Genomic DNA, 19,768 nt, shown 5'->3' with positions numbered 1-19,768 from the left:
GAACGAATATTCGCTGAATCGCTTCTTTATCAATGTTTGTTTTATTACATTACTAGGCGAATCGGCCGACCGTGCGATGCGTCCCTCTAATTCCGGGGCGTGCTCGGCCCGCCGCACGTCAATCGGCTAACATGCGTGGGTTCGCCGGCAGACGCACGTCTGCCGTTTGTCATTCGGATTGAGAAAGCCGGAGTGCCCGATGGGGACAAGCATCAGGGCGTTGCTGTTATCCCAGATGGATAGCTTCACGCCGTCGGAACAGAAGGTCGCGCAGGCATTGCTGGATCGCTATCCCAGTCTCGGGCTGGGGCCCATCGCGCAGTTTGCGAAGCAGGCCGACGTGAGCGACCCGACCGTGTTCCGCTTCGTCGTCCGGATCGGGTTTCCCAACTATTCGTCGTTCCAGCAGGCGCTGTATGGCGAAATCGACACCGCGATGAATTCGCCGCTCGCGCGGATGGATGCGTTTCACCCGGCTTCGGGGCTGCGCGACAGTCATGCGGCGATTTTCCAGCGGCTGTCGCAATCGCTGGCGACCACGATCGAAGGGCTCGATGCGGCGGCGTTCGATGCAGCGGTGGCGCTGCTGGCCGATCAGGACGTTCGTGTCTTCTGCGGTGGCGGGCGTTATACCGCGCCGCTCGCTTCGCTGTTTTCGTTCACGCTCGCGTACGCGCGGCCGCATGTTCAGTATGTCGAACCAAATGTGAACCTCGCGTCGGTCGCCCTGGCGGACATGGGGCCCGGCGATGTGCTCGTCATTTTCGATTTTCGCCGCTACCAGCGCGACAGCATCCGGTTCGCACAAGCCGCACATCAACTCGGCACGCGCGTGATGCTGATCACCGACGAATGGCACTCGCCGATCGGGGAATTTGCGGAGATCGTGCTGCGGATCCAAGGGCAGCCGTTTGCGATGCTGCAGACCAACGTGCCGGCACTCGCGCTCGCCGAAGCGCTCGTGATCGGCGTGACGAATCGGCTGCCGGAACTGGCGAGGCAGCGGATGGAGAAGATCGAATCGCTTAATACCGGCGGAATCGAGCAGAACGCCAACAGCCGCGATTTGCCCGAGTGACGATCGTTCGCCATTCGGGCACGGGCTTCACAATCTCCGTTCCCCGAACGAGCCGCGGCCGGCGCCAAGTATCGCCCCAACGACACCGACCGCACCTTCTCCGTCGACATTGACGGCAGCATTTCATCGTCAGCTCCCAACAGCCACCGTAAAAATGCGAGCCCTCACAGTTCGATTTGAATTGCTAATGGGGATTGCGTCCGCTAGATATAAACGACCTCATCGCCACATGCCAGATGATTGAGAATAATGCAACAAAGATGATTGCCCCGGCCTCCGTTAGCAAAAACCACAAAAGAATGAGCGCAACCTTGTACTCGATAAACCCGATGAACTTCAACGGGGATGTGTCCCATGTGACCTCTATTGTACTCGATGGCATGTAACCTACTCCTCGCGTTACCGTGGCGGGAAACCATTGACTGGCGATGCCGGTTTTCAGACTGACCGAGATATCTGAAACGCGCCCAATGGTATTAACCACTCCATATGCCACCAATGCAGCACCCAAACAACACAATAGCAATAGAATTGCAACCCCTATGACCTTGACTCTTCCCGGCTCAAAATAAAGCGGACCGCCACGCGACCTAGACGAAAATTGCCAGAGCAGCACCAACCCGGCATAGCAAAAATACAGCAGCGGCACCAAAGTTACTACAGTGAAAGCATAGTTTACAAAAACATCCACACTCCAGATGAGTCCAATTCCCATAAATATCGGAAAGCTTAATGCCGCGAACATTACCCCATAGAAAGCAAGATTTTTATTTATAAACACAATTATTTCCTTCCAGGATCCCTGGCGCTTCCCCACGCTCTCTCGTAATGCAACCTTCGGAGCACCTGGCGTCCGCGTCTTCACTCCAAGCAGAATCCTTCATCGCCTTCGATCAACACCCCACCGTGACTCGTACTGTCACCTACCCGGGCGACTTGTCTCGAGTCGGATTCAAAAGACGATGCGCCACCCGTAATGATCGCGCCACAACTGATCCTGTCGCCGGTCCCTGCCACCGCACGACCGTTGACGACCATGCCTGTCGAACCGCTCTCCACCACACCTTCACCATGTTCCGGGCACATATGTCGATGCCCGACCAGAACGACTGCTTTCATCGTCTCTCCGTCGATTCGTTGATGATCTCGGTTGTTGACATCACGCCGCTCCGGTAAACGGATCGCGACAAGAAGACTCAGTTGGTGCCGTCCGCGATTCGATGTCCATCTCAGCTGGCCATTTCACCTTTGGAGCAAGGAGGTACGCGATATTGAGTGTGCGCACGTTGTCGTCGTCGCGCGACGGATAATCCGATTTTGGCAACACGCCGGGGCCTTCCTGCATGTACGTGCAGATGTATGCCCACGCGGCTTCACCATCCCCTTTCGCTCCTAACTGGAACCGATCAATTACCTCGTTCGTCCGTGGCTTCACGACAGACAGCACCACACCCCACTTCATCGTATGACCGCCGTTGATCGCGCCTTGTTTTTGCCAGGCTTCGGCCCGAACGTCATCCCAATCGTAGGCAACCGCCCGGATCGGCCAACGAATGAATGGGTTCCACCACACTGCGTCGATTTCGTACACATACATCTTCCGGCGCAAACGGTTGAAACGCAGTGGCAAATCCCGCGGAGGAGAAATATCCGAACGGAGAGTGAAAAGCGCCACCCAAATACAAATCAAATCAACAAGAATCATCACTATTAATGTCGAATAATCACCATGAAAATCAACAACGCCGACGATCGACTCAATCATCAATGGCAAAAAAAATATATTCACCAGAAAAAATAAACCTCTGATCTTCATAAATGACCGAGGCAATTCCATGTAGACATCGTCCAGATGATTCACCGCGCAACCATCCAGGCTCGGTTCATCATTCGGAATATCATTCGGCTCCGGCAGGTCAGCTTGCCAACCGCGCGCAGGGGGATTAAGCTTGGGTCGAACTGCCATCACAACTGGTCCTTAGACGTAGCCTCAGCAAAGCCATATTCATCCATTCTATCCTTATAGAACCGCGCCGCGATCGACACAGAATTAATCTTGCTTCCGAGGTCAAGATAGACTTTCCCGGTCACTATTTTTTGATCTCCCAGCTCGGAAAATTTAGAAATATTAACCACCTGCGAATCGAGTCGGTAATCGGCCTTGCCGTTCGGTGGCGGCTGGATGTTCGCTAACAGCGCAATATTTTGCTGACCGCCTGTCACCACTTGTGCCCCGCCATCACGGCGGGTCACGGTTACGGTATAGGCATAAGCCGAATGTACAGGATCGAAATTCGGCATCACAATACGATAGTTCAGCGTTTGGACTCGGACCAATGCTTCGGCCTCACCCGGCAAAATTGGCGTATTGCTTACCGTCTGCCATTCACCTTCAAAACCGACATCAACACTGAACCCCAACAGCGCTGCATTCAATGTGGCCACTGCATCACCTGCCTGCTCCGGTGTTTTCCATGAAGCTAAGCGTCCTTTATTTATTCCAAACACGCACCGACGCACCCAAAGCTCAACAGGTGTCGCCTCTTGGGACTGCCCCCAATTGGTTAAACCGTATGCCAGAATTCCCAAAGCAACCGCAATTCCAAGCGGCCCCCAAAAAGCACTTTCTGCAGCAACGGCAGAAATTCCAAATAGCCCCGCTGCGATCGAGGCATTTCGAGACCGTCGGTATGCGGTCTCGGCACTACTATCCCCTTGCTTCGCCGCCCGCCTAGCCATCATCACACTCTGCGCCGCATCCACAAACGACAGCGCCGCGAACACACCCCCCGTTCCCGTCACCAGCTTTCCACCCACATCCGCCACATTCTTCAACGTCGCCACCGTCGCACGCGATCCTCCGCCCGCTCTCGCCGCCGTCCTCGCACCACTCGCAAACGCCTTCAGCGATACCCCCACCGTTTCCGTCACCGCCGCCAGCGCCCCGACCGATGCCGACCACGCTCCGATCGCCGCCTCCGGATACTTCGCTCCCACCTTCGTATTCACATCGTCCAGAGACTTTTTCAAACTGTCATAAGACAGATACAACGCCACTGCCGAGATCAGCAGGCTTTGCGGCCCCGATCTCCGGTGCATCGTCACCGCCGTGTTCCTCGTAAACTTCACCGCATCGGCGCTTTTCATCTTCACTGTCCCAAGGAGTTTCCTGGCCGCGGGATCAAACGCCTCCACGATCGACACGGAGCGCATCGACAGGCTACCAACCGCCAGCGCTTCGCCAACCGGCTTGCTCGCCAGGCCTTGCAAGGTCTTCTGTACGGATTCGGCACTGTCCATCGCCCAACCCGTCACCTTGATTACCGTATTTCTGAGCTTCGGATCCGGGATCGAAATCAAACCGCCCAGCAGCAACGAGCGCACTTTCTTGCCGCTGCTCGCCATTCCTTGATGCAGTGTCTCCGAAAGCTTCGACATGTATTCCGTCAGCGTCAGTTCCACCAGGAACCGCGTCGGCAACGTGCGCTCATACAGAAACTTGCAGCCAATATTCAAGTTCCGAACCCGCAGCGACACGTCATCGGACAGATTCCTCGACAGGCCGATCGCAGCACTGTTCACCGCCATCAGCAACACGCCGGCCGTGTGCTGGATCTTCGCCTGCAGGAATGCTTTGCCCACATCCTTGCTCTCGAACGCGTAGCGAATGGCCGTATACAACTTCCCGGAATCGTTCAGCTCGCCTGAGCTGGGCAACAGGTCGGCCAGGAAGTTTTTGTTCTTCGCCGCCAACGCCTTGTAGACCGGACTGTTCCGATCGTTCAGCCACGTTTCCCAACGCTTTTGTGTCTCGTCAATCAGTTGCGGTGGCTTCTTTGGATCCTTCGGATCGCGCTTCGCCGGCGCACCCGACGGGCCACCTGCTACACAGATGGCCATCATGTTCGCGTACGCATGCCACGATCCCGACTTCAGGTTCCCACCGTCGTAATCGTGCTCGCACTGGCGTATCCAGCTCTCCGACCCACACCAGCTAGCCCAGTGCTTGCCGAACGCATCGATCTGCGCTTCGTAGTGCTTGATCGCGTTGTCGTACTCGGTCTGAAACTTCTTGCGCGCCTTCTCGTCGTATTCACCCTCGAGCCGCTCGTGATAATCCTTCGTATTCTGTTTGGTGGTTTGCGCGGCAAACCGATCCATATCGACGGGTCACGCCACCGAGCAAGCCCCCCTTCACGTATCGCAACAAGACGACTCCGTTGGCGCCGTCCGCGATTCGATGTCCATCTCAGTGGGCCATTTCACCTTTGGAGCAAGGAGGTACGCGATATTGAGTGTGCGATCGTTGTTGTCGTCGCGCGACAGATAATCCGATGGTGGCAGCGCGCCGGGTCCTTCCTGCATATACGTGCAGATGTATGCCCACGCTGCTTCGCCATCCCCCTTCGCCCCCAATTGGAACCGATCAATTACCTCGTTCGTCCCCGCCTTCACGACCGACAACACCACGCCCCACTTCATCGTATGACCGCCGTTGATCGCGCCTTGTAGCTGCCACGCTTCGGCTCGGACATCGTTCCAGTCGTAAGCAACAGCACGGATCGGCCAGCGAATAAACGGGTTCCACCACACCACGTCGATTTCGTACACATACATCTTGCGACGCAAACGGTTGAACCGAAGCGGAAGATCACGTGGGGAAGATATATCTGGTCGAGACAAAACAAGTATGGACCACCCCCCAAACATCACAAGAAAAAAACCAATCGCAACAATCATCAAATTATTAAAATCGAAAAAAAAATCTCGCAAGCAAAAGTATGAAAATATAGCCAAAAATATACCAATCCAAAACATTACGCCTCGTACTACCATAAAGGAGCGCGGCAATTCGAGATAGACATCGTCCAGATGATTGGGCGCATAGCCATCTAGATTGGGCTCCTCATTCGGGACGTCATCCGGCTCGGGCAAGTCGGCCTGCCAGCCGCGCATAGGCGGGTTCAGCTTGGGTTGAGTCGTCACTGCAACTTATCCTGAGTCGTGGTTTCAGCAAAACCGTACGGATCCATACGGTCCTTATAGAATCGAGCGACGATCGATACGTCACGGATTTTGCTATCAGAAGTCAGATGAATTTTCCCGCTTACGATTTTTGGATCACCTGGCTTGGCGGGCGCGGGAGTGTTAGCTGCAAACGTACTGAGCTCGTAGTCAACTTTTCCATTCGGGGGCGGCTGGATGCGCGCCAGCGGCTCCATATTTTTCTGACCGGCCGTCAATACTTGCGCCCCGCCATCACGGCGGATCACGGTTACGGTATAGGCATAAGCTGAACGTAAAGGATCGAAATTCGGCATCACAATGCAAAAATTCAGCGTCCGGTGGCTCACCGTTACGGTATCAACATCTCCCATACCGCTCACCGTATCCCATTCGGGCTCGAAGCTCACATCGACACTGAACCCCAGCAGCGCTGCATTCAATGCGGCCACGGCATCACCTGCTTGCTCCGGAGTATTCCACGAGATTAATTTACCCTTATTATTACCGAACACGCATCGACGCACCCATTGCTCAACCGGCGTTGCCTCTTGTGACTGCCCCCATTTAGATACAGCGTAGGCCGCAATACCTAAGACCACCGCTAATCCTAGCGGCCCCAAGCCGAATACGGGGCCAAGGAACGCGCTCCCCGAGTAAACAGCGTAAGCACCGAATCCACCGGCTAACGCAGAAGCAAATGCAGATACTCTATATGCGTACTTCGACCATTCATCTCCTTGTCTTTCCACTCGCCCGGCTGCCATCATGCTCTGCGCCGCATCCACAAACGACAGCGCCGCGAACACAACCCCCGTTCCCGTCAACAGCTTCCCACCCACATCCGCCACATTCTTCAACGTCGCCACCGTCGCACGCGATCCTCCACCCGCTCTCGCCGCCGTCCTCGCGCCACTCGCAAACGCCTTCAGCGATACCCCCACCGTTTCCGTCACCGCCGCCAGCGCCCCGACCGATGCCGACCGCGCTCCGATCGCCGCCTCCGGATACTTCGCTCCCACCTTCGTATTCACATCGTCCAGAGACTTTTTCAAACTGTCATAAGACAGATACAACGCCACTGCCGAGATCAGCAGGCTTTGCGGCCCCGATCTCCGGTGCATCGTCACCGCCGTGTTCCTCGTAAACTTCACCGCATCGGCGCTTTTCATCTTCACTGTCCCAAGGAATTTCCTGGCCGCGGGATCAAACGCCTCCACGATCGACACGGAGCGCATCGACAGGCTACCAACCGCTAGCGCTTCGCCAACCGGCTTGCTCGCCAGGCCTTGCAAGGTCTTCTGTACGGATTCGGCACTGTCCATCGCCCAACCCGTCACCTTGATTACCGTATTTCTGAGCTTCGGATCCGGGATCGAAATCAAACCGCCCAGCAGCAACGAGCGCACTTTCTTGCCGCTGCTCGCCATTCCTTGATGCAGTGTCTCCGAAAGCTTCGACATGTATTCCGTCAGCGTCAGCTCCACCAGGAACCGCGTCGGCAACGTGCGCTCATACAGAAACTTGCAGCCAATATTCAAGTTCCGAACCCGCAGCGACACGTCATCGGACAGATTCCTCGACAGGCCGATCGCAGCGCTATTCACCGCCGTCAGCAACACGCCGGCCGTGTGCTGGATCTTCACCTGCAGGAATGCTTCGCCCACATCCTTGCTCTCGAACGCGTAGCGAATGGCCGTATACAACTTCCCGGAATCGTTCAGCTCGCCTGAGCTGGGCAACAGGTCGGCCAGGAAGTTTTTGTTCTTCGCCGCCAACGCCTTGTAGACCGGACTGTTCCGATCGTTCAGCCACGTTTCCCAACGCTTTTGTGTCTCGTCAATCAGTTGCGGTGGCTTCTTCGGATCCTTCGGATCGAGCTTCGCTGGCGCGCCCGACGGGCCACCTGCTACACAGATGGCCATCATGTTCGCGTACGCATGCCACGATCCCGACTTCAGGTTCCCACCGTCGTAATCGTGCTCGCACTGGCGTATCCAGCTCTCCGACCCGCACCAGCTAGCCCAGTGTTTGCCGAACGCATCGATTTGCGCCTCGTAGTGCTTGATCGCGTTGTCGTACTCGGCCTGAAACTTCTTGCGCGCCTTCTCGTCGTATTCGCCCTCGAGGCGCTCGTGATAATCCTTCGTATTCTGTTTGGTGGTTTGCGCGGCAAACCGATCCATATCGACGGGCGGCAATGCGGCCTTGTTCCCCAGCACCGGATTTGCGTTCCAGTCCTTGACCCGTTTGACCTCTGCCTGCGCCGCGGCCTTCCCCTCCTGCTGCGCCCACCCCGCCTCTACCTTCTTCAGTTCCAGCAATGCCTGGGACGTAAAGAGGCGGTACTGCCTCATGGGATCGGCCGCATACTCCTGAAGCGCCCGCATCCAGCACATGCGCAAGCTGTTGTACTCCTGCACCATCCCGACCGGATCCGGCAGGATCAATACGGGCACACCTTTCCGGAATTGATATTTCGCAATGCTCGACGTCACGAACGCCTGCATTGCCGCCGCCCGGTGCGCGCGCGCATAAAACCCATGCGCACTCTGGAAATCCACCGAATCCGGCACGAACTCCCAGACCTTCGAACCAAGTTCCGCTATCTGCGTCAGCCCCATCGCCTTGCTGTCGGCATCGCTCCCGGCGTTCGACGGATCCGCTTTCAGCTTCGCGATGTCGTAGGTCGAAAAACGTGACATCGGCGACTTGCCGGTACGGTATGCGTCCAGCACTTCCTTCGGCCACGGATCGTTCGCGAATGCAACTTGCGCCTTTTTGAAACCGGCTCCGATGTTCAGAAATGCCGCCGCTACTTCGTCGCCGTTGCTGATGCAGCTTTCCGGAAGCGGCGGGATGGCGCCATCCGCATCGAAAGGGGGCGATTGCAGCGGATCGAACTGGCGCAGCGCGCCCTGATAGGTCACCTGATATGCCTGCCAGACCTTGCCGTCGAGCAGCACATACACATAGCCCGCACGCAGCATCCGCAACGATTCATTGAAGCCAGACGCTTCCATCGACATCGGGCGCTTGCCAAGAATCGGCGTCACTGCCTTGCGCAATGGCAAAATCGGAATGCCGGTACGCTTGCATGACTTGCATCGGGTGGGATCGCATTGCGCGGTCTGCTTCGCGCATTCGTTCAGTTGAGCGGAGACCGCCATAATTCCTTTTCCTTATCGCCGGGCGGACAGGATCTGCGCCCATGTCGTATCGCTGAAACGGTCGAATTGATCCGCAAGCGGCGTGCCCGTCGACACAACGTGATGAATCGCCTCACGGACGATCGAGTAGCCGTCGAGTCGCGGATGAAGGTTCAGTCGGTGCAGCGCGAACACAAGCTGGTTCTCGAGCGTATTCAATCCCCACGCGCGTGCATCCTGCAACTCACGCCATGCACTCAACGCCGCGCCTGGCGGCAATTTCCGACTCGCCCCTCTGGCGGGCGCATAACTCAGCGGCAACGACAAAGACGCACGCCATCCAGCCAGGATGCGGACAACCAACGGGACATCGCCTTGTACGGTAAGACTGTTGATCGACACTGGGTACTCATCGCCGAGCCGCTTCGTCGTCTCCCGAATTTCACCGTCGGCGGACGGGTACAGCCAGCGATTGACCGGTCCAAGCCACGTTGCAGCCTCATCGGGAGCCAGCGCTGCCAGCAGTTCGTGACGTATCGGCTCGAACAGGGGGACAAACGCCGTTTCGTCGCCATGATCGATAACGCAACGTTGAGCGATATCGAGCGTCAGCAATTCCGGTGCCGCCGCGCTACTCAGCCAACCGCACACATAGCGTTTGTCGTTGCCTGCTTCCAACTCGGCATAGCTCAGCGACGCATCGAGCAGGTCAGAATCCGGCGTCGCGCCAGGTAAGGCCAACGTCACGAGGCGTGGACAATGATCGGGCGCATAGGCCAGGTCGGCACGCTCGATCAATGTCACAGCCGCATCACCCAGCGTGTCGCAAATATTCGGCAAGCTGATCGGGCTGTAACCCGCGCCGCTCGCGAGCGGATCGACCAGCAGGTAAAAATGGTCGGTATCACGATGTGCAGCAGTCAGTCTTTCGCGATTCGATGGCACATTCATCGTGTGCTCTCCGAGCAGTTGGCCAGTCGGCCCGGCGACGGCGTACCGCTCATGCTCAACCCGTTACCTGCGCCGCTCGACCGCGTCACCGGGCCCTTCAGCTTGATCGCTACTCCTTCGATGGTCACGCCACTCGCATCGATGGTGATCGTGCCGCCCGGCCCCTTGATCACGAAGCGATCCGCTGCACTCATCTCGATCATCCGCGTCGTCTGGGTAATGCGTTGTCCCACCTGAAGCCTGTACTGGCCCTGCACGGTATGCTCCGCATTGCCCCCCGTTTCGGTGGTGTGGTTCGCACCGATCCGGTCTCGCCTATGGTTCCCCACGCTCTCCGTGCGATCCGAGCCGATCTCGACCACCTGGTTGTTGCCGATCTTCAGCAGGTCGTTGTTGCCGATCGTGTGCGAACGGTTCTCGTTGATGTCGACCTGCTCGTTATTGCCGACCGTCTCGCGGCGATCGTGGCCGACCGTCGTGGTTTCGTCGTGCTCGATCGACTTTCTCCGATCATGCTCAACGGTGTGCGATTCGTCGTGCTCGACCTCCGTCCGCAGATCCTTCTCCGCGTGAATCCACAACTCCTCTTCGCCCTTCTTGTCCTCGAAGCGGATCGCATTCGCGTTCTCGTAACCGCCGTCCTTCGTCGAACGCGTCAGCGTCCCGCTCTGCGTCGCGTGCTCCGGTAACGCCCACGGCGGCATCGACATCGCGTTATAGACCCGGCCCGTCACGATCGGCCTGTCCGGATCCCCGTTCTCGAAGTCCACGATCACTTCGCTGCCCACCCGCGGCACGTGGATCGACCCGTAGTTCTGACCCGCCCACGGATACGCCACCCGCACCCAGCACGACGACGTATGGTCCATCGCCGCCGAACGGTCCCAGTGGAATTTCAGCTTCACCTGTCCATACTGGTTCGTCCAGATCTCGCTGCCCGCCGCACCCGTCACCATCGCCGTCTGCGGGCCCGTCGTGCGCGGCTTCTTCACCGTGCGGGCCGGCCGGTACATCACCGTCCTCGGCTGAACCACGAACTCCGTCTCGAACCCGCTCTGCCCCTGGCCGCTCACGTCGCCGATCTCCGTGGCCCGGATGCTCGATGCGATCACCAGATACGCCCGATTTGCATCACTCTGCGGGTAATTCGCCAGCGTGAACACCGTCCCGCATACCACGTTGCGCACATTCCCCTGGCCATACGCCCGATCGCCCCGCGCATGCAACTCCTGAATCCGGATCCGCGCGAACTGCTCGCCTTCCTGCTTCTCCGCGTAGTCGCCCGGCCACTCGTAGCGCTCGATGTCGTTCAGCGCCGTGCCTTGCGGCAACTGGCGAGTCACGCTCAGCCTAGCCTTGGGTTGGTGGAAATCGTAGTCGTCCGTCGTCCACACCCCTGCCTGCAAGCTCCGCGATACGTCGAACCGGCTCACGTGCTCCTGATCGATGCGCTGGCCCGGCGGGTAGTACGGTAGCGTCCGATACGCCTCGCTCTCCACCGGTCGATGCGCACTCACGCTGTCGACCAGCACCATCCGGTGGAACCCGTTCGTGTGCTCGAAGAACCAGTAGATGCCGTGCTCCTGCATCAGCCGTTGAATGAAGTCGAGATCCGTCTCGCCGTACTGCACCTGATACGCCAGCTTCGAATACCTCTCGCCCAGCCGCTTGTCGTACGAGTACACGTAGTGGCTCTTGAGCACCTCGTCGATGATCTCGATCACCGTCTTGTTCTGGAAGATCCGGTAGTCCGTGCGCTCCGCCGCCAGCGCAATCCACGGCTTGAGCTTGAGTTCGTATCGCCCACGGCGGTTGTCCTGGCCGAGGTAGCGTGCCTCGAACACCAGCCCGCCGATCTCGCGTTCGCCCGCACCAATGTTCGCCCGGCCGGCGTTGCCTGCCAGCCCCGCGGCATACGTGCCCATCCCGTCCAACTGGATCACCACCGTCAGTTCCTTACCGATCATCGACCGCAGATCGAGGTTGGCAGCTTCGGCTTCCGCTACGAACGGCGCCGAGGGCGTCACCAACTCCAGTGTGTAGGTGTAGACCTCGGAAAACGCCTCCTGTCCGTGAATCGCGCGCAACTCCAGCAGCGGTTCGTCCCGAGACGATCTCGGCAGTGCAACGCCCCTGACTGAAATCGTGCGACTGGAAGTGAAGCTCAACATGACTACCCTCGTGATTGGCCGCCAACCGGCGGCCTCTTTGATCAAGTTGAAATGGCACCGCTGTTCAGGCGACGCCACGCATCCCCATGCGCACCGGCCATCGCATGACAGCACCACGCTGCACGGACACAAGGCTGGTCTGGATAAACGAGTGTCCCGATACGCATCGCGCCAGGTAGTGATCCAGAATCAAGCCGAACAGATAGGGGCTGACGCCATCGAAACCCCTTTCGTCGACAGTGAGCTCGACTGCCAGGCCACGACCGAACCGAAGCGGGCCATTGCCAGGCAAATTTCTGGTGATGGCGCTGACGTTGACGCCGACGAGATTGTCGATTTGACGTTGCTGACGCGTGTTATCGGGAGACACGAACAGGCCCAGCGCCTCACGCAAGCTGCGAGCCGAATCGTCAGCGTGCGCGCCCATCAATGCCTCGCAATCAAAGCTCAGTTGCCGGATCAAATCCCACGCGACGTCACGGTGTGCCAGCGGTGGCCGATGGGGCGAAGGCGGATAGACGAGCGCAGCGCCCTCAATCGGCATCGAAATGTCCGGCTTGAGCCCGCGTCCGCCGTTGCGATCGAAGAGGATCGGCAGATCGCCGTTGGTCAACCATACGTGGGCAGACGCACAGCTCATGTGCTCGGGGTATGGCCGATCGTCCTCGTCGACAAGCGACACGTAGCATTCGGTACTTGAATGCGGTGTAAGCGTTCCATAGCGTCTCACGGTATTCGAACGCACGAATTGCTCACGCCTGATTCTGTAGTACCGCCCATGTCCGCCCTCGTCCCGCGGCAACATCGCATCGCGCGGCATGAATTCCTGCCGCTCCGCGTCTTCATCGACCTTCGCGTAAAAACGATCGATTGAAAACACCTCGTAGTCCATCGGATTCAACGGAACCGGACGCAACAGCACTTCCGTGTTGCCGGATGTCAGCTCGATCGAGTCGGCGGTGTGCGGGAAAAGATTGATGACCGGCGTACAGAAGAGCGAGAAGCATCGAGCGCTGACATGATTCGCCAGCTCGCCAGCCGTTTGATCGAACAACACGACGATTTCGGCTTCGCGCCCACGAACCGAGGCAAGCCCTTTCTTCAGATTCGTCAACGTAAAGAAGTAAAAGCGGGCCGGACAGGTAAAGAACTCATGAAGCAGGTTATGCCCGTGGAACCTGGGTGAAGTCAGCGGCAACAGCCCCTGCCCTGGCTCCAGCCCTTCGTGCACGATTGCACCTTCACGGACGGCATGAAACGACGCGCCCGGCGTACTGAACTCTCCCGGCTCGCCTGTGATCGTTGCTACGCCTGCTGCATGGATCAATTCGTACAGCTTCGACGCGATCGACTCGTCGCCGGGCAAGTACACGGACAGGCGATCCAGTCCTCCCAACTCCGCCATGTTGCGCCGGTTGGTCGTGCGGATTCTCAAACGCAGCGCCCCCTTCACCTGCCTGTCAAACGGCACCCAACGGTGCAACATCGGAATATCGAGCGGAATGCCCGTCAACTTCGCATCGACGATCTCGAGGGGATAAAGCGTGACATCCTGGCTGGATGTAAACACACAGGGCGTTTGTTCTCCATCCGGGACCTCGCCCGCAAACCGAGTACCGCGCTCAACCACAAATCCATCTGTCAGGTCGCCCTCCCTGGCAGCCGGGAGCAATCGTGCGACTGACATCGATGGCGTCGGTGCCATGAAGTTCGGGTAGACGGTTTCAAGAAAGCGCTCGGAAAACTCCGGAAACCGCGCATCGATCTTGATCTGCATTCGCGCAGCCGCGAAACTTGCCGACTGAATCAGGCGCTCGACATAGGGATCGCCGATCTCGCCAGCCTGCATGCCCAGCCTCCGCGCAATCTTCGGATGCGCGTCAGCGAACTCTGCCGCGAGTTCCTTGAAATAGAGCAGCTCCTGGTTGTACGCAGCAAGAAGACGAGGATCCATGACGTAAGCAGTTCGTACTTCCAGGTTATCGATTCGACGCGCAGTTCGTCAGCATTCCGTCAGATGTTATCCGCAATGGACATCTCAAAAAACACCCTGGCTACCTATCCATAAAAAGACGCGATCACAGTGCATGCGACTCAATTCAGGCGGTTCTGATTCCCATCGCGCATCAATCAGACACGGTCACCTCGATACGACGATTTCTGGCACGGCCCTGGGCCGTGTCGTTGTCTGCCAAAGGATCCGTATCGCCCTTTCCAACAACTTCAACGCGTTTCACAGGCACGCCCGCCGCGACAAGAATCTGCGCGACCTGCCTGGCCCGCACCTCCGAAAGGGCCTGATTCGATCCCTGTCGAGCCTGATTGACGGGCATGTTGTCCGCGTATCCTTCCACCAATACGTTCGCATCGCTAATCGATTCGGCAATTTCCCGTCCCGTCAGCGCCACGACGGAAGCGCCCCATGGCGCCACGGCCGAATCACCGGATACGAACATCCCTCCGAATCGGATCGTCAATGCATTTCTTCCGGCATCGCGGATCAATTCGACGTTCCCTGCAACGATTTCATCCCTAAGCCGGCTCTCGAGTTGCCCGGCCAGCGAATCCAGCGCGAATCCGCCGCGCCGCTCACGCATGCCGCGCATCCAATGCTCCACTCCCGCATATCCCCCGGCCCCCAGAAGCAATGCGCCGGCAAGCCCTCCGATGATCCACCTGCGGGACCGACGCACGGCGGGCTGACATGACCAAGGCTCAGCCACCGGTCTTGCCCAACCGACAGGTACAGCATCGCGATCCGCACCAAGTCCGCCCGTCACCACTACATCGCGTATCCGCTCGTGAATGGCCTGGAGCTGCTGCCGGCCGTCACTCTCAAAACGAAAGCGTCCCTGAAAGCCCTGATTGAGTACCCCCTGAAACACCTCGATCAGATCGAGGTGTTCGCGAGGATCGGACATTGCCTCTTCGATCAGCTGGAACACGCGATCGCCACCTTGGCGATCGTGTCCCAACGCTACCGCCAGACCGTTCGCCTGCCAGTCAAATCCGTTGTTTTTCTCCGCCCCCCAATTCGCCTGCACGGCGGCCTCATCGTGCGCCGAACACAGGCAATAACTCGCGCACCTGACATGCTCGGGTCGAAGCCGAAGTTCACCGCATACGCGAGCAAACATCCTCAGCTCGGATTCCAGCCATTGGCGTCGCCAAGCAATACCGTCGACCTCGAGTCGATCAGGCATATCCGCCAATGCTTGCAACAGCGTACGTGCCGCTTCGAGCAACGGATTGACGGCTTGTTCCGCTGCCCTTAGCCGCACGGCAAACGACGGTTTCTGCATGCTTGCGCGGTTTACCTTATGTTCAAGCGACAAAGCCATTCTTCCCGTTCCCGTGATCAGTGAGATCCGTCGACCAACGGAACCGGAACGGCACCGCGCGGCAATCCGGCCGGCGGGCCGCTGTCCGCCAGGTTGAACATCGGCATCGTCGTGGGACACCGGAATGTCTGGAGGACATCGCTTGTAAGCGGATTCGCGACACTCCCGGCGCTCGTGATGTCGAGCACTGCCCTGCGGCCGTCAAAATCCAGGGCGACACGGGTACGACCGGCCGTTGCCGCTTCGACAACCTGCCCTTTCTGCAGCAATCGCATCAATGCCCAGGGGCCGTCCGTCGCAATCGTCGACGTGTCGGGCTGAATCCGCGGGCTGGCCGTGATTTCGGCATGCACCCCGCCGCGCGGCCCCGGCCACGACACCGCAAACGGCGCGACCGGGCCATGTCGGTAGAGCGTTGTCTGGCCGTCGATGTCGAGCGACAGGCTCGCGACGGTCGGATCTAGCTCCGGAATCCGGATGTCGGCCTTCCACGACAGTTGCTTGTACCCGGGATCGTTGAAAAACGTGTCGCGGATCGCCTTCGCATGTTCGAACGGCTCCAGATCCGGCCCCTGCACCGGCTCGGTTGCGCCCGGCAACGTTCGGTAGCGCCAGGGCTTGGCCGACGTATCGACGAACGGCGCGAGCGTCTTCACGAAGAAATCGTCGATGACGCCGCCTTGCGCGAATACCCGCGTGAAGTCGTCGATACTGACGTCGCGCTTGCTGTTCGGCGAAAACGGATAGTTGCCCTCGATAGTGAGCCGGCACGCATCGCCGACCAATGCCTGCATCTGGCGCGACAGCAGTTGTCCGATACCCTGATTGACTTCGCGCGAACCGCTGACGGCAAGCTGGCGCAACACCGCGCGAAACGGCGCCGGCATTGTGTCCGCCGCCATCTTCAGCTTTGCCGACGTATCGTTCGCCGGCGGCATGCTGTTGTTCGACAAGGCGTTGTCGGAAATGGTCAGCGCCGTGTAGTAATCGTTCAGTAGGTTCGTGACGTCGTCGAGGCCCGTCTTGCCAGCCTGGGTGGCCGTAGCTTGCGTGCCATCCTGAGTCTCGGCGTTGCCGGTCACTACCTCACGCAGCGCGGCAAAATGCGCGTCCACAAGTTCGCGTTCCACACGTTCGGTCGCGCGAATGCCAAGCGCCTTGTCCGCTTTCTGACCGATCTGATCAGCCGCCTTCTGAAACAGCGATCCACCCTGACCGGAAGCGGCTTGCGTAAGTGTCGTTTCGCGCACTGCCGCCCGCGCAAGCCGGACAAGCGGCGAATCCGGTGCCGCAAATCGGCGCAGCACCTGGAGATCGAATGCGATGCTCGTGCCGCTCACCGTCCGGATGTCGTTCAGAAACGCATCCCATTGCTGTGCATACTCAGCCAGATACTCGCGACGAACTGCATCCGTCAATGCATCGTCGGCCCCGATTGCGTTGTTCACGATCTCAATCGTTTTTTTTTGAGCCTCGTCCAGGTACGCACGTCCCATGACCCAGGCGTCGTCGTCACGGGCGATCTGCACGAACTCCGGCAACCGCTTGTCGAACAGATTCCGGTAACCGTCGAACGTGAACAGGCCGGGTACACCGCGTGAAAGAGGCTGCCCGCTCGCCCTGGTAAATACCGTGCCGGCCTGGGGGCCGACCGCACGGAGCAGCGTGAACTCGTCCGGAGCTTCCTTCAGCATTGCCGCTTTTGCGCGCTGGTACAGGCGATCCGTCGCATTGCTGCCGTCGAGAAATGCCCGGATCTGCTGAATCAGCGCATCGTTGCGAATCAGCGGTGACTGGACAATGCGGTCGCCCGAGAAAAGCCGCTGGACATGGTCGATCATCGAGGCCCGGCCGCCGAACGCCGCCGCGCTGTCCGTTCGCGCCCAATCGTCCAGCACCCACGCCTTGATGTCCGTAGCGTTGTACTTGTTGCTGTCATACAGCATCAGGTACACACGCAATGTGTCATAAGCCGCCTTCGCATCCTTGCCGGCAATCGCGCCGGACATCACATCCTCCATGCGCCGCACGATGTGCGGCAGCAACAGGTTGTCCTCCAGCGCGTCGTAGGTGCGATCGCTTTCCTTCGCGATATCCGCAGGCGTATAGAGACCGTAGCGCCACGTGATGCCAGGACTGGGCAAATCCAGATTGGGGACCGTGGGCAAGTAGTGTGCCTCGGTCAGCACATCGGGCACGACTTCGGGCTTCGGGTCCTTGTAGAACTGAGTGACGCGCGTCGCCAGCGCCGCCACCTTGCGCCCGATTGCATCGAGGTAGTCGCTGTTGTGCCCGAAGCTCCCGCGCAGACCAAGCGCGAACCACACGAACAGCAGCAACGCAAGCGCGTGGCCAATCAGGCGCAGCAGCCGATATCGATATTCCCACCGCAGGTTGGGACTGACGAGATGCGCCTCTGGAAACACGACGCGAGTCAGTACGTCGTTCAGGAAGAAGCTCCGATTGCCGTCGCCGTCACCGGATCTGCCTTGCCATTGTTTAGGCGCAAGACGTTGAACGATCGTGTCGCGCTCCGCTGCGACTGGACTTCCAGCCTGCCGCGCACTCGTGAAATAGACACCCCGAAGGCTCGAATGAAGCTGCGTGCTGTCATAGCGCGAATCAAGGAACACACGATCGATCAGGTCGACCAGCGGTTCGATCAGCGCCGAAAACTCCTCCGGCAGCACGATGAGCTGGCGATTTTTCCTGGCCTCGTTTTCATCCTGCAGGCGTGTGTGAACCATGTTCGACAATTGGCCCGCCAGTTGAGTCAGCTCATCCTGACAACGAGCACGCAAACCCTCCTTCTCAACCGCCTCCTTGCTCTGCGGAAGAGTAAAGCCCCAAACCTGCGCGCGGCTCTCGGCCGTCAACGCACCGAAATACTCGGGAAATCCCGTCAAGCGGTCCATCTTGGTCACGAGCAGGTAGACGGGAAAGCGGATCCCCAGCGTCTGACGTAATTCCGCGAGCCGCGCCCGCAGCGCAGACGCTTCAGCAATACGCTCCTGTTCATCCGCGCTCGCCAACGTGGTCAGATCGATGTTCAGTAGTGCTCCGTTGATTGGTGCGCGAGGTCGATGTCGACGCAGCATACCGAGAAAGCCCAACCACTCGGCGCGGTCGAGCGATTCTCGCCATTCACGTGTACCGGTCCGAAACCGAAAGACATTCCCGCTTGACGTCGCCCCTGCTGCGGCCTGCGTGGTCGGCGCCTTGTCCTCTCCGGCCGCTTTTGTCTCGTCACCGTCTCTGGCCGTCTGCGGATCCGGCTGATCAATCGGCAGGTCCAGCTCGGTTGCCGGCGATGTACCGTGACGCGTGTAGTAGCCGGTCGTATCGATCAGCACCGCTTCATTGGTAAACCACCAATCCACGACATTCGCATCGCGAGCCGAGACAGCGGCCGCACGTTGCATCTGTTCTGCGATCGGGAACGACAAACCACCATTGAGCAACGCACTCGTCTTACCCGTACCTTTTGAGCCCAGCGTGATATACCACGGCAGTTCGTACAGGTAACGCTTTCCCTGAAACAGCTTGCCCATCCCTCTCGCACCAGTGCGCATCGACTTCAGTCGCGCCATCGCACTAGTGACAACGGCGTCGACCTTCTGTAGCCGTCGCGCGGCGGGTGACTGCTCCTTCTTGCGGCCGAAGTGCAGCATTTTCTTCAGGAACGCCTCGTCCTCTTGCGCGCGCTGCCAGAGCCGGAACATCCAGTGGACACCGAAGACGATCACCACCACCGCAATTGCGACGAGCCGAACGGAAGCCGGCTCGAACGGCGAGGTTTGACCGAACGACAACAAGGGCGATGCGTACCAGATCAGCAGACACGTCAATGCAACGAATACGATGCGCGTCGACCGATCCGCAAGCCAGAGCAACACGCCGACGAGCAACAGACTGATCAGCAGCACACGCATGCTGGCGCCGGCAAGCGGCTTGAGTCCGTCGAACGAAAAAAACGGCCCGACGAACCAGATGACCAGCGCTGCGACGACCAGCGCGAGAATCCCGAGAAACTGCCGGGACGCGAGAAACAAACGAAACTTCTTCATATGCGAT

Annotated in this window: 12 protein-coding genes; 1 reads left to right on the top strand and 11 read right to left on the bottom strand. The window is 58.7% G+C overall.

The window, feature by feature from the left end; all coding sequences use genetic code 11:
- Positions 1 to 199: 199 nt before the first annotated feature.
- Positions 200 to 1,078 (top strand): MurR/RpiR family transcriptional regulator, encoded by an 879-nt coding sequence (locus HAV18_RS00470; RefSeq protein WP_166951224.1) that lies wholly within the window; start codon positions 200 to 202, stop codon positions 1,076 to 1,078.
- A gap of 184 nt (positions 1,079 to 1,262) precedes the next feature.
- Here HAV18_RS00470 and HAV18_RS00465 read toward each other — a convergent pair whose 3' ends face one another.
- From HAV18_RS00465 to tssM, 11 genes are all read right to left on the bottom strand, one after another.
- The gene (locus tag HAV18_RS00465; protein ID WP_166951222.1) at positions 1,263 to 1,895 is read right to left on the bottom strand and encodes a hypothetical protein; all 633 of its coding nucleotides are present in this window, start codon (positions 1,893 to 1,895) and stop codon (positions 1,263 to 1,265) included.
- Between the two features lie 44 nt (positions 1,896 to 1,939).
- Positions 1,940 to 2,197 (bottom strand): PAAR domain-containing protein, encoded by a 258-nt coding sequence (locus HAV18_RS00460; RefSeq protein WP_166951218.1) that lies wholly within the window; start codon positions 2,195 to 2,197, stop codon positions 1,940 to 1,942.
- Between the two features lie 40 nt (positions 2,198 to 2,237).
- On the bottom strand, positions 2,238 to 3,044 hold the full coding sequence (locus HAV18_RS00455) for a DUF6708 domain-containing protein (protein WP_243771509.1): 807 nt from the start codon (positions 3,042 to 3,044) through the stop codon (positions 2,238 to 2,240).
- A complete protein-coding gene (locus HAV18_RS00450; protein WP_166951216.1) occupies positions 3,044 to 5,239 on the bottom strand; it encodes a T6SS effector BTH_I2691 family protein in 2,196 nt (731 codons plus the stop codon). The genes HAV18_RS00455 and HAV18_RS00450 overlap by 1 nt, the downstream gene beginning before the upstream one ends.
- Before the next feature lie 33 nt (positions 5,240 to 5,272).
- Positions 5,273 to 6,064, bottom strand: coding sequence for a DUF6708 domain-containing protein (locus tag HAV18_RS00445; protein WP_208101619.1), 792 nt, complete (start codon positions 6,062 to 6,064; stop codon positions 5,273 to 5,275).
- Positions 6,061 to 9,252: a T6SS effector BTH_I2691 family protein gene (locus HAV18_RS00440; protein ID WP_166951213.1), complete on the bottom strand. Its 3,192-nt coding sequence runs from the start codon at positions 9,250 to 9,252 to the stop codon at positions 6,061 to 6,063. Before HAV18_RS00440 ends, HAV18_RS00445 begins: the two co-directional genes overlap by 4 nt.
- Before the next feature lie 12 nt (positions 9,253 to 9,264).
- A complete protein-coding gene (locus tag HAV18_RS00435; RefSeq protein ID WP_166951210.1) occupies positions 9,265 to 10,182 on the bottom strand; it encodes a hypothetical protein in 918 nt (305 codons plus the stop codon).
- Complete coding sequence (locus HAV18_RS00430; protein WP_166951208.1) at positions 10,179 to 12,353, bottom strand: type VI secretion system Vgr family protein; 2,175 nt, start codon at positions 12,351 to 12,353, stop codon at positions 10,179 to 10,181. Before HAV18_RS00430 ends, HAV18_RS00435 begins: the two co-directional genes overlap by 4 nt.
- A 64-nt stretch (positions 12,354 to 12,417) precedes the next feature.
- A complete protein-coding gene (gene tssF, locus HAV18_RS00425; protein ID WP_166951204.1) occupies positions 12,418 to 14,307 on the bottom strand; it encodes a type VI secretion system baseplate subunit TssF in 1,890 nt (629 codons plus the stop codon).
- Positions 14,308 to 14,479: 172 nt separating this feature from the next.
- Positions 14,480 to 15,694 (bottom strand): type IVB secretion system protein IcmH/DotU, encoded by a 1,215-nt coding sequence (gene icmH, locus HAV18_RS00420; RefSeq protein WP_166951199.1) that lies wholly within the window; start codon positions 15,692 to 15,694, stop codon positions 14,480 to 14,482.
- Positions 15,695 to 15,711: 17 nt separating this feature from the next.
- A complete protein-coding gene (gene tssM, locus HAV18_RS00415; protein WP_166951194.1) occupies positions 15,712 to 19,761 on the bottom strand; it encodes a type VI secretion system membrane subunit TssM in 4,050 nt (1,349 codons plus the stop codon).
- Positions 19,762 to 19,768 lie beyond the last annotated feature (7 nt).

It is taken from the genome of Burkholderia sp. D-99, assembly GCF_011605345.1.
GTDB lineage: Bacteria > Pseudomonadota > Gammaproteobacteria > Burkholderiales > Burkholderiaceae > Burkholderia.
Note: the sequence above shows the minus strand (reverse complement) of the source record. Positions and strands in the feature narration are given on the sequence as shown.

Bases quoted from the DNA above. Each gene is read 5' to 3' on its own strand.
- HAV18_RS00470 (WP_166951224.1), top strand. From the start codon at position 200: ATGGGGACAAGCATCAGGGCGTTGCTGTTATCCCAGATGGATAGCTTC.
- HAV18_RS00460 (WP_166951218.1), bottom strand. From the start codon at position 2,197: ATGAAAGCAGTCGTTCTGGTCGGGCATCGACATATGTGCCCGGAACAT.
- HAV18_RS00455 (WP_243771509.1), bottom strand. From the start codon at position 3,044: ATGGCAGTTCGACCCAAGCTTAATCCCCCTGCGCGCGGTTGGCAAGCT.
- HAV18_RS00450 (WP_166951216.1), bottom strand. From the start codon at position 5,239: ATGGATCGGTTTGCCGCGCAAACCACCAAACAGAATACGAAGGATTAT.
- HAV18_RS00440 (WP_166951213.1), bottom strand. From the start codon at position 9,252: ATGGCGGTCTCCGCTCAACTGAACGAATGCGCGAAGCAGACCGCGCAA.
- HAV18_RS00435 (WP_166951210.1), bottom strand. From the start codon at position 10,182: ATGAATGTGCCATCGAATCGCGAAAGACTGACTGCTGCACATCGTGAT.
- HAV18_RS00430 (WP_166951208.1), bottom strand. From the start codon at position 12,353: ATGTTGAGCTTCACTTCCAGTCGCACGATTTCAGTCAGGGGCGTTGCA.
- tssF (WP_166951204.1), bottom strand. From the start codon at position 14,307: ATGGATCCTCGTCTTCTTGCTGCGTACAACCAGGAGCTGCTCTATTTC.
- icmH (WP_166951199.1), bottom strand. From the start codon at position 15,694: ATGGCTTTGTCGCTTGAACATAAGGTAAACCGCGCAAGCATGCAGAAA.
- tssM (WP_166951194.1), bottom strand. From the start codon at position 19,761: ATGAAGAAGTTTCGTTTGTTTCTCGCGTCCCGGCAGTTTCTCGGGATT.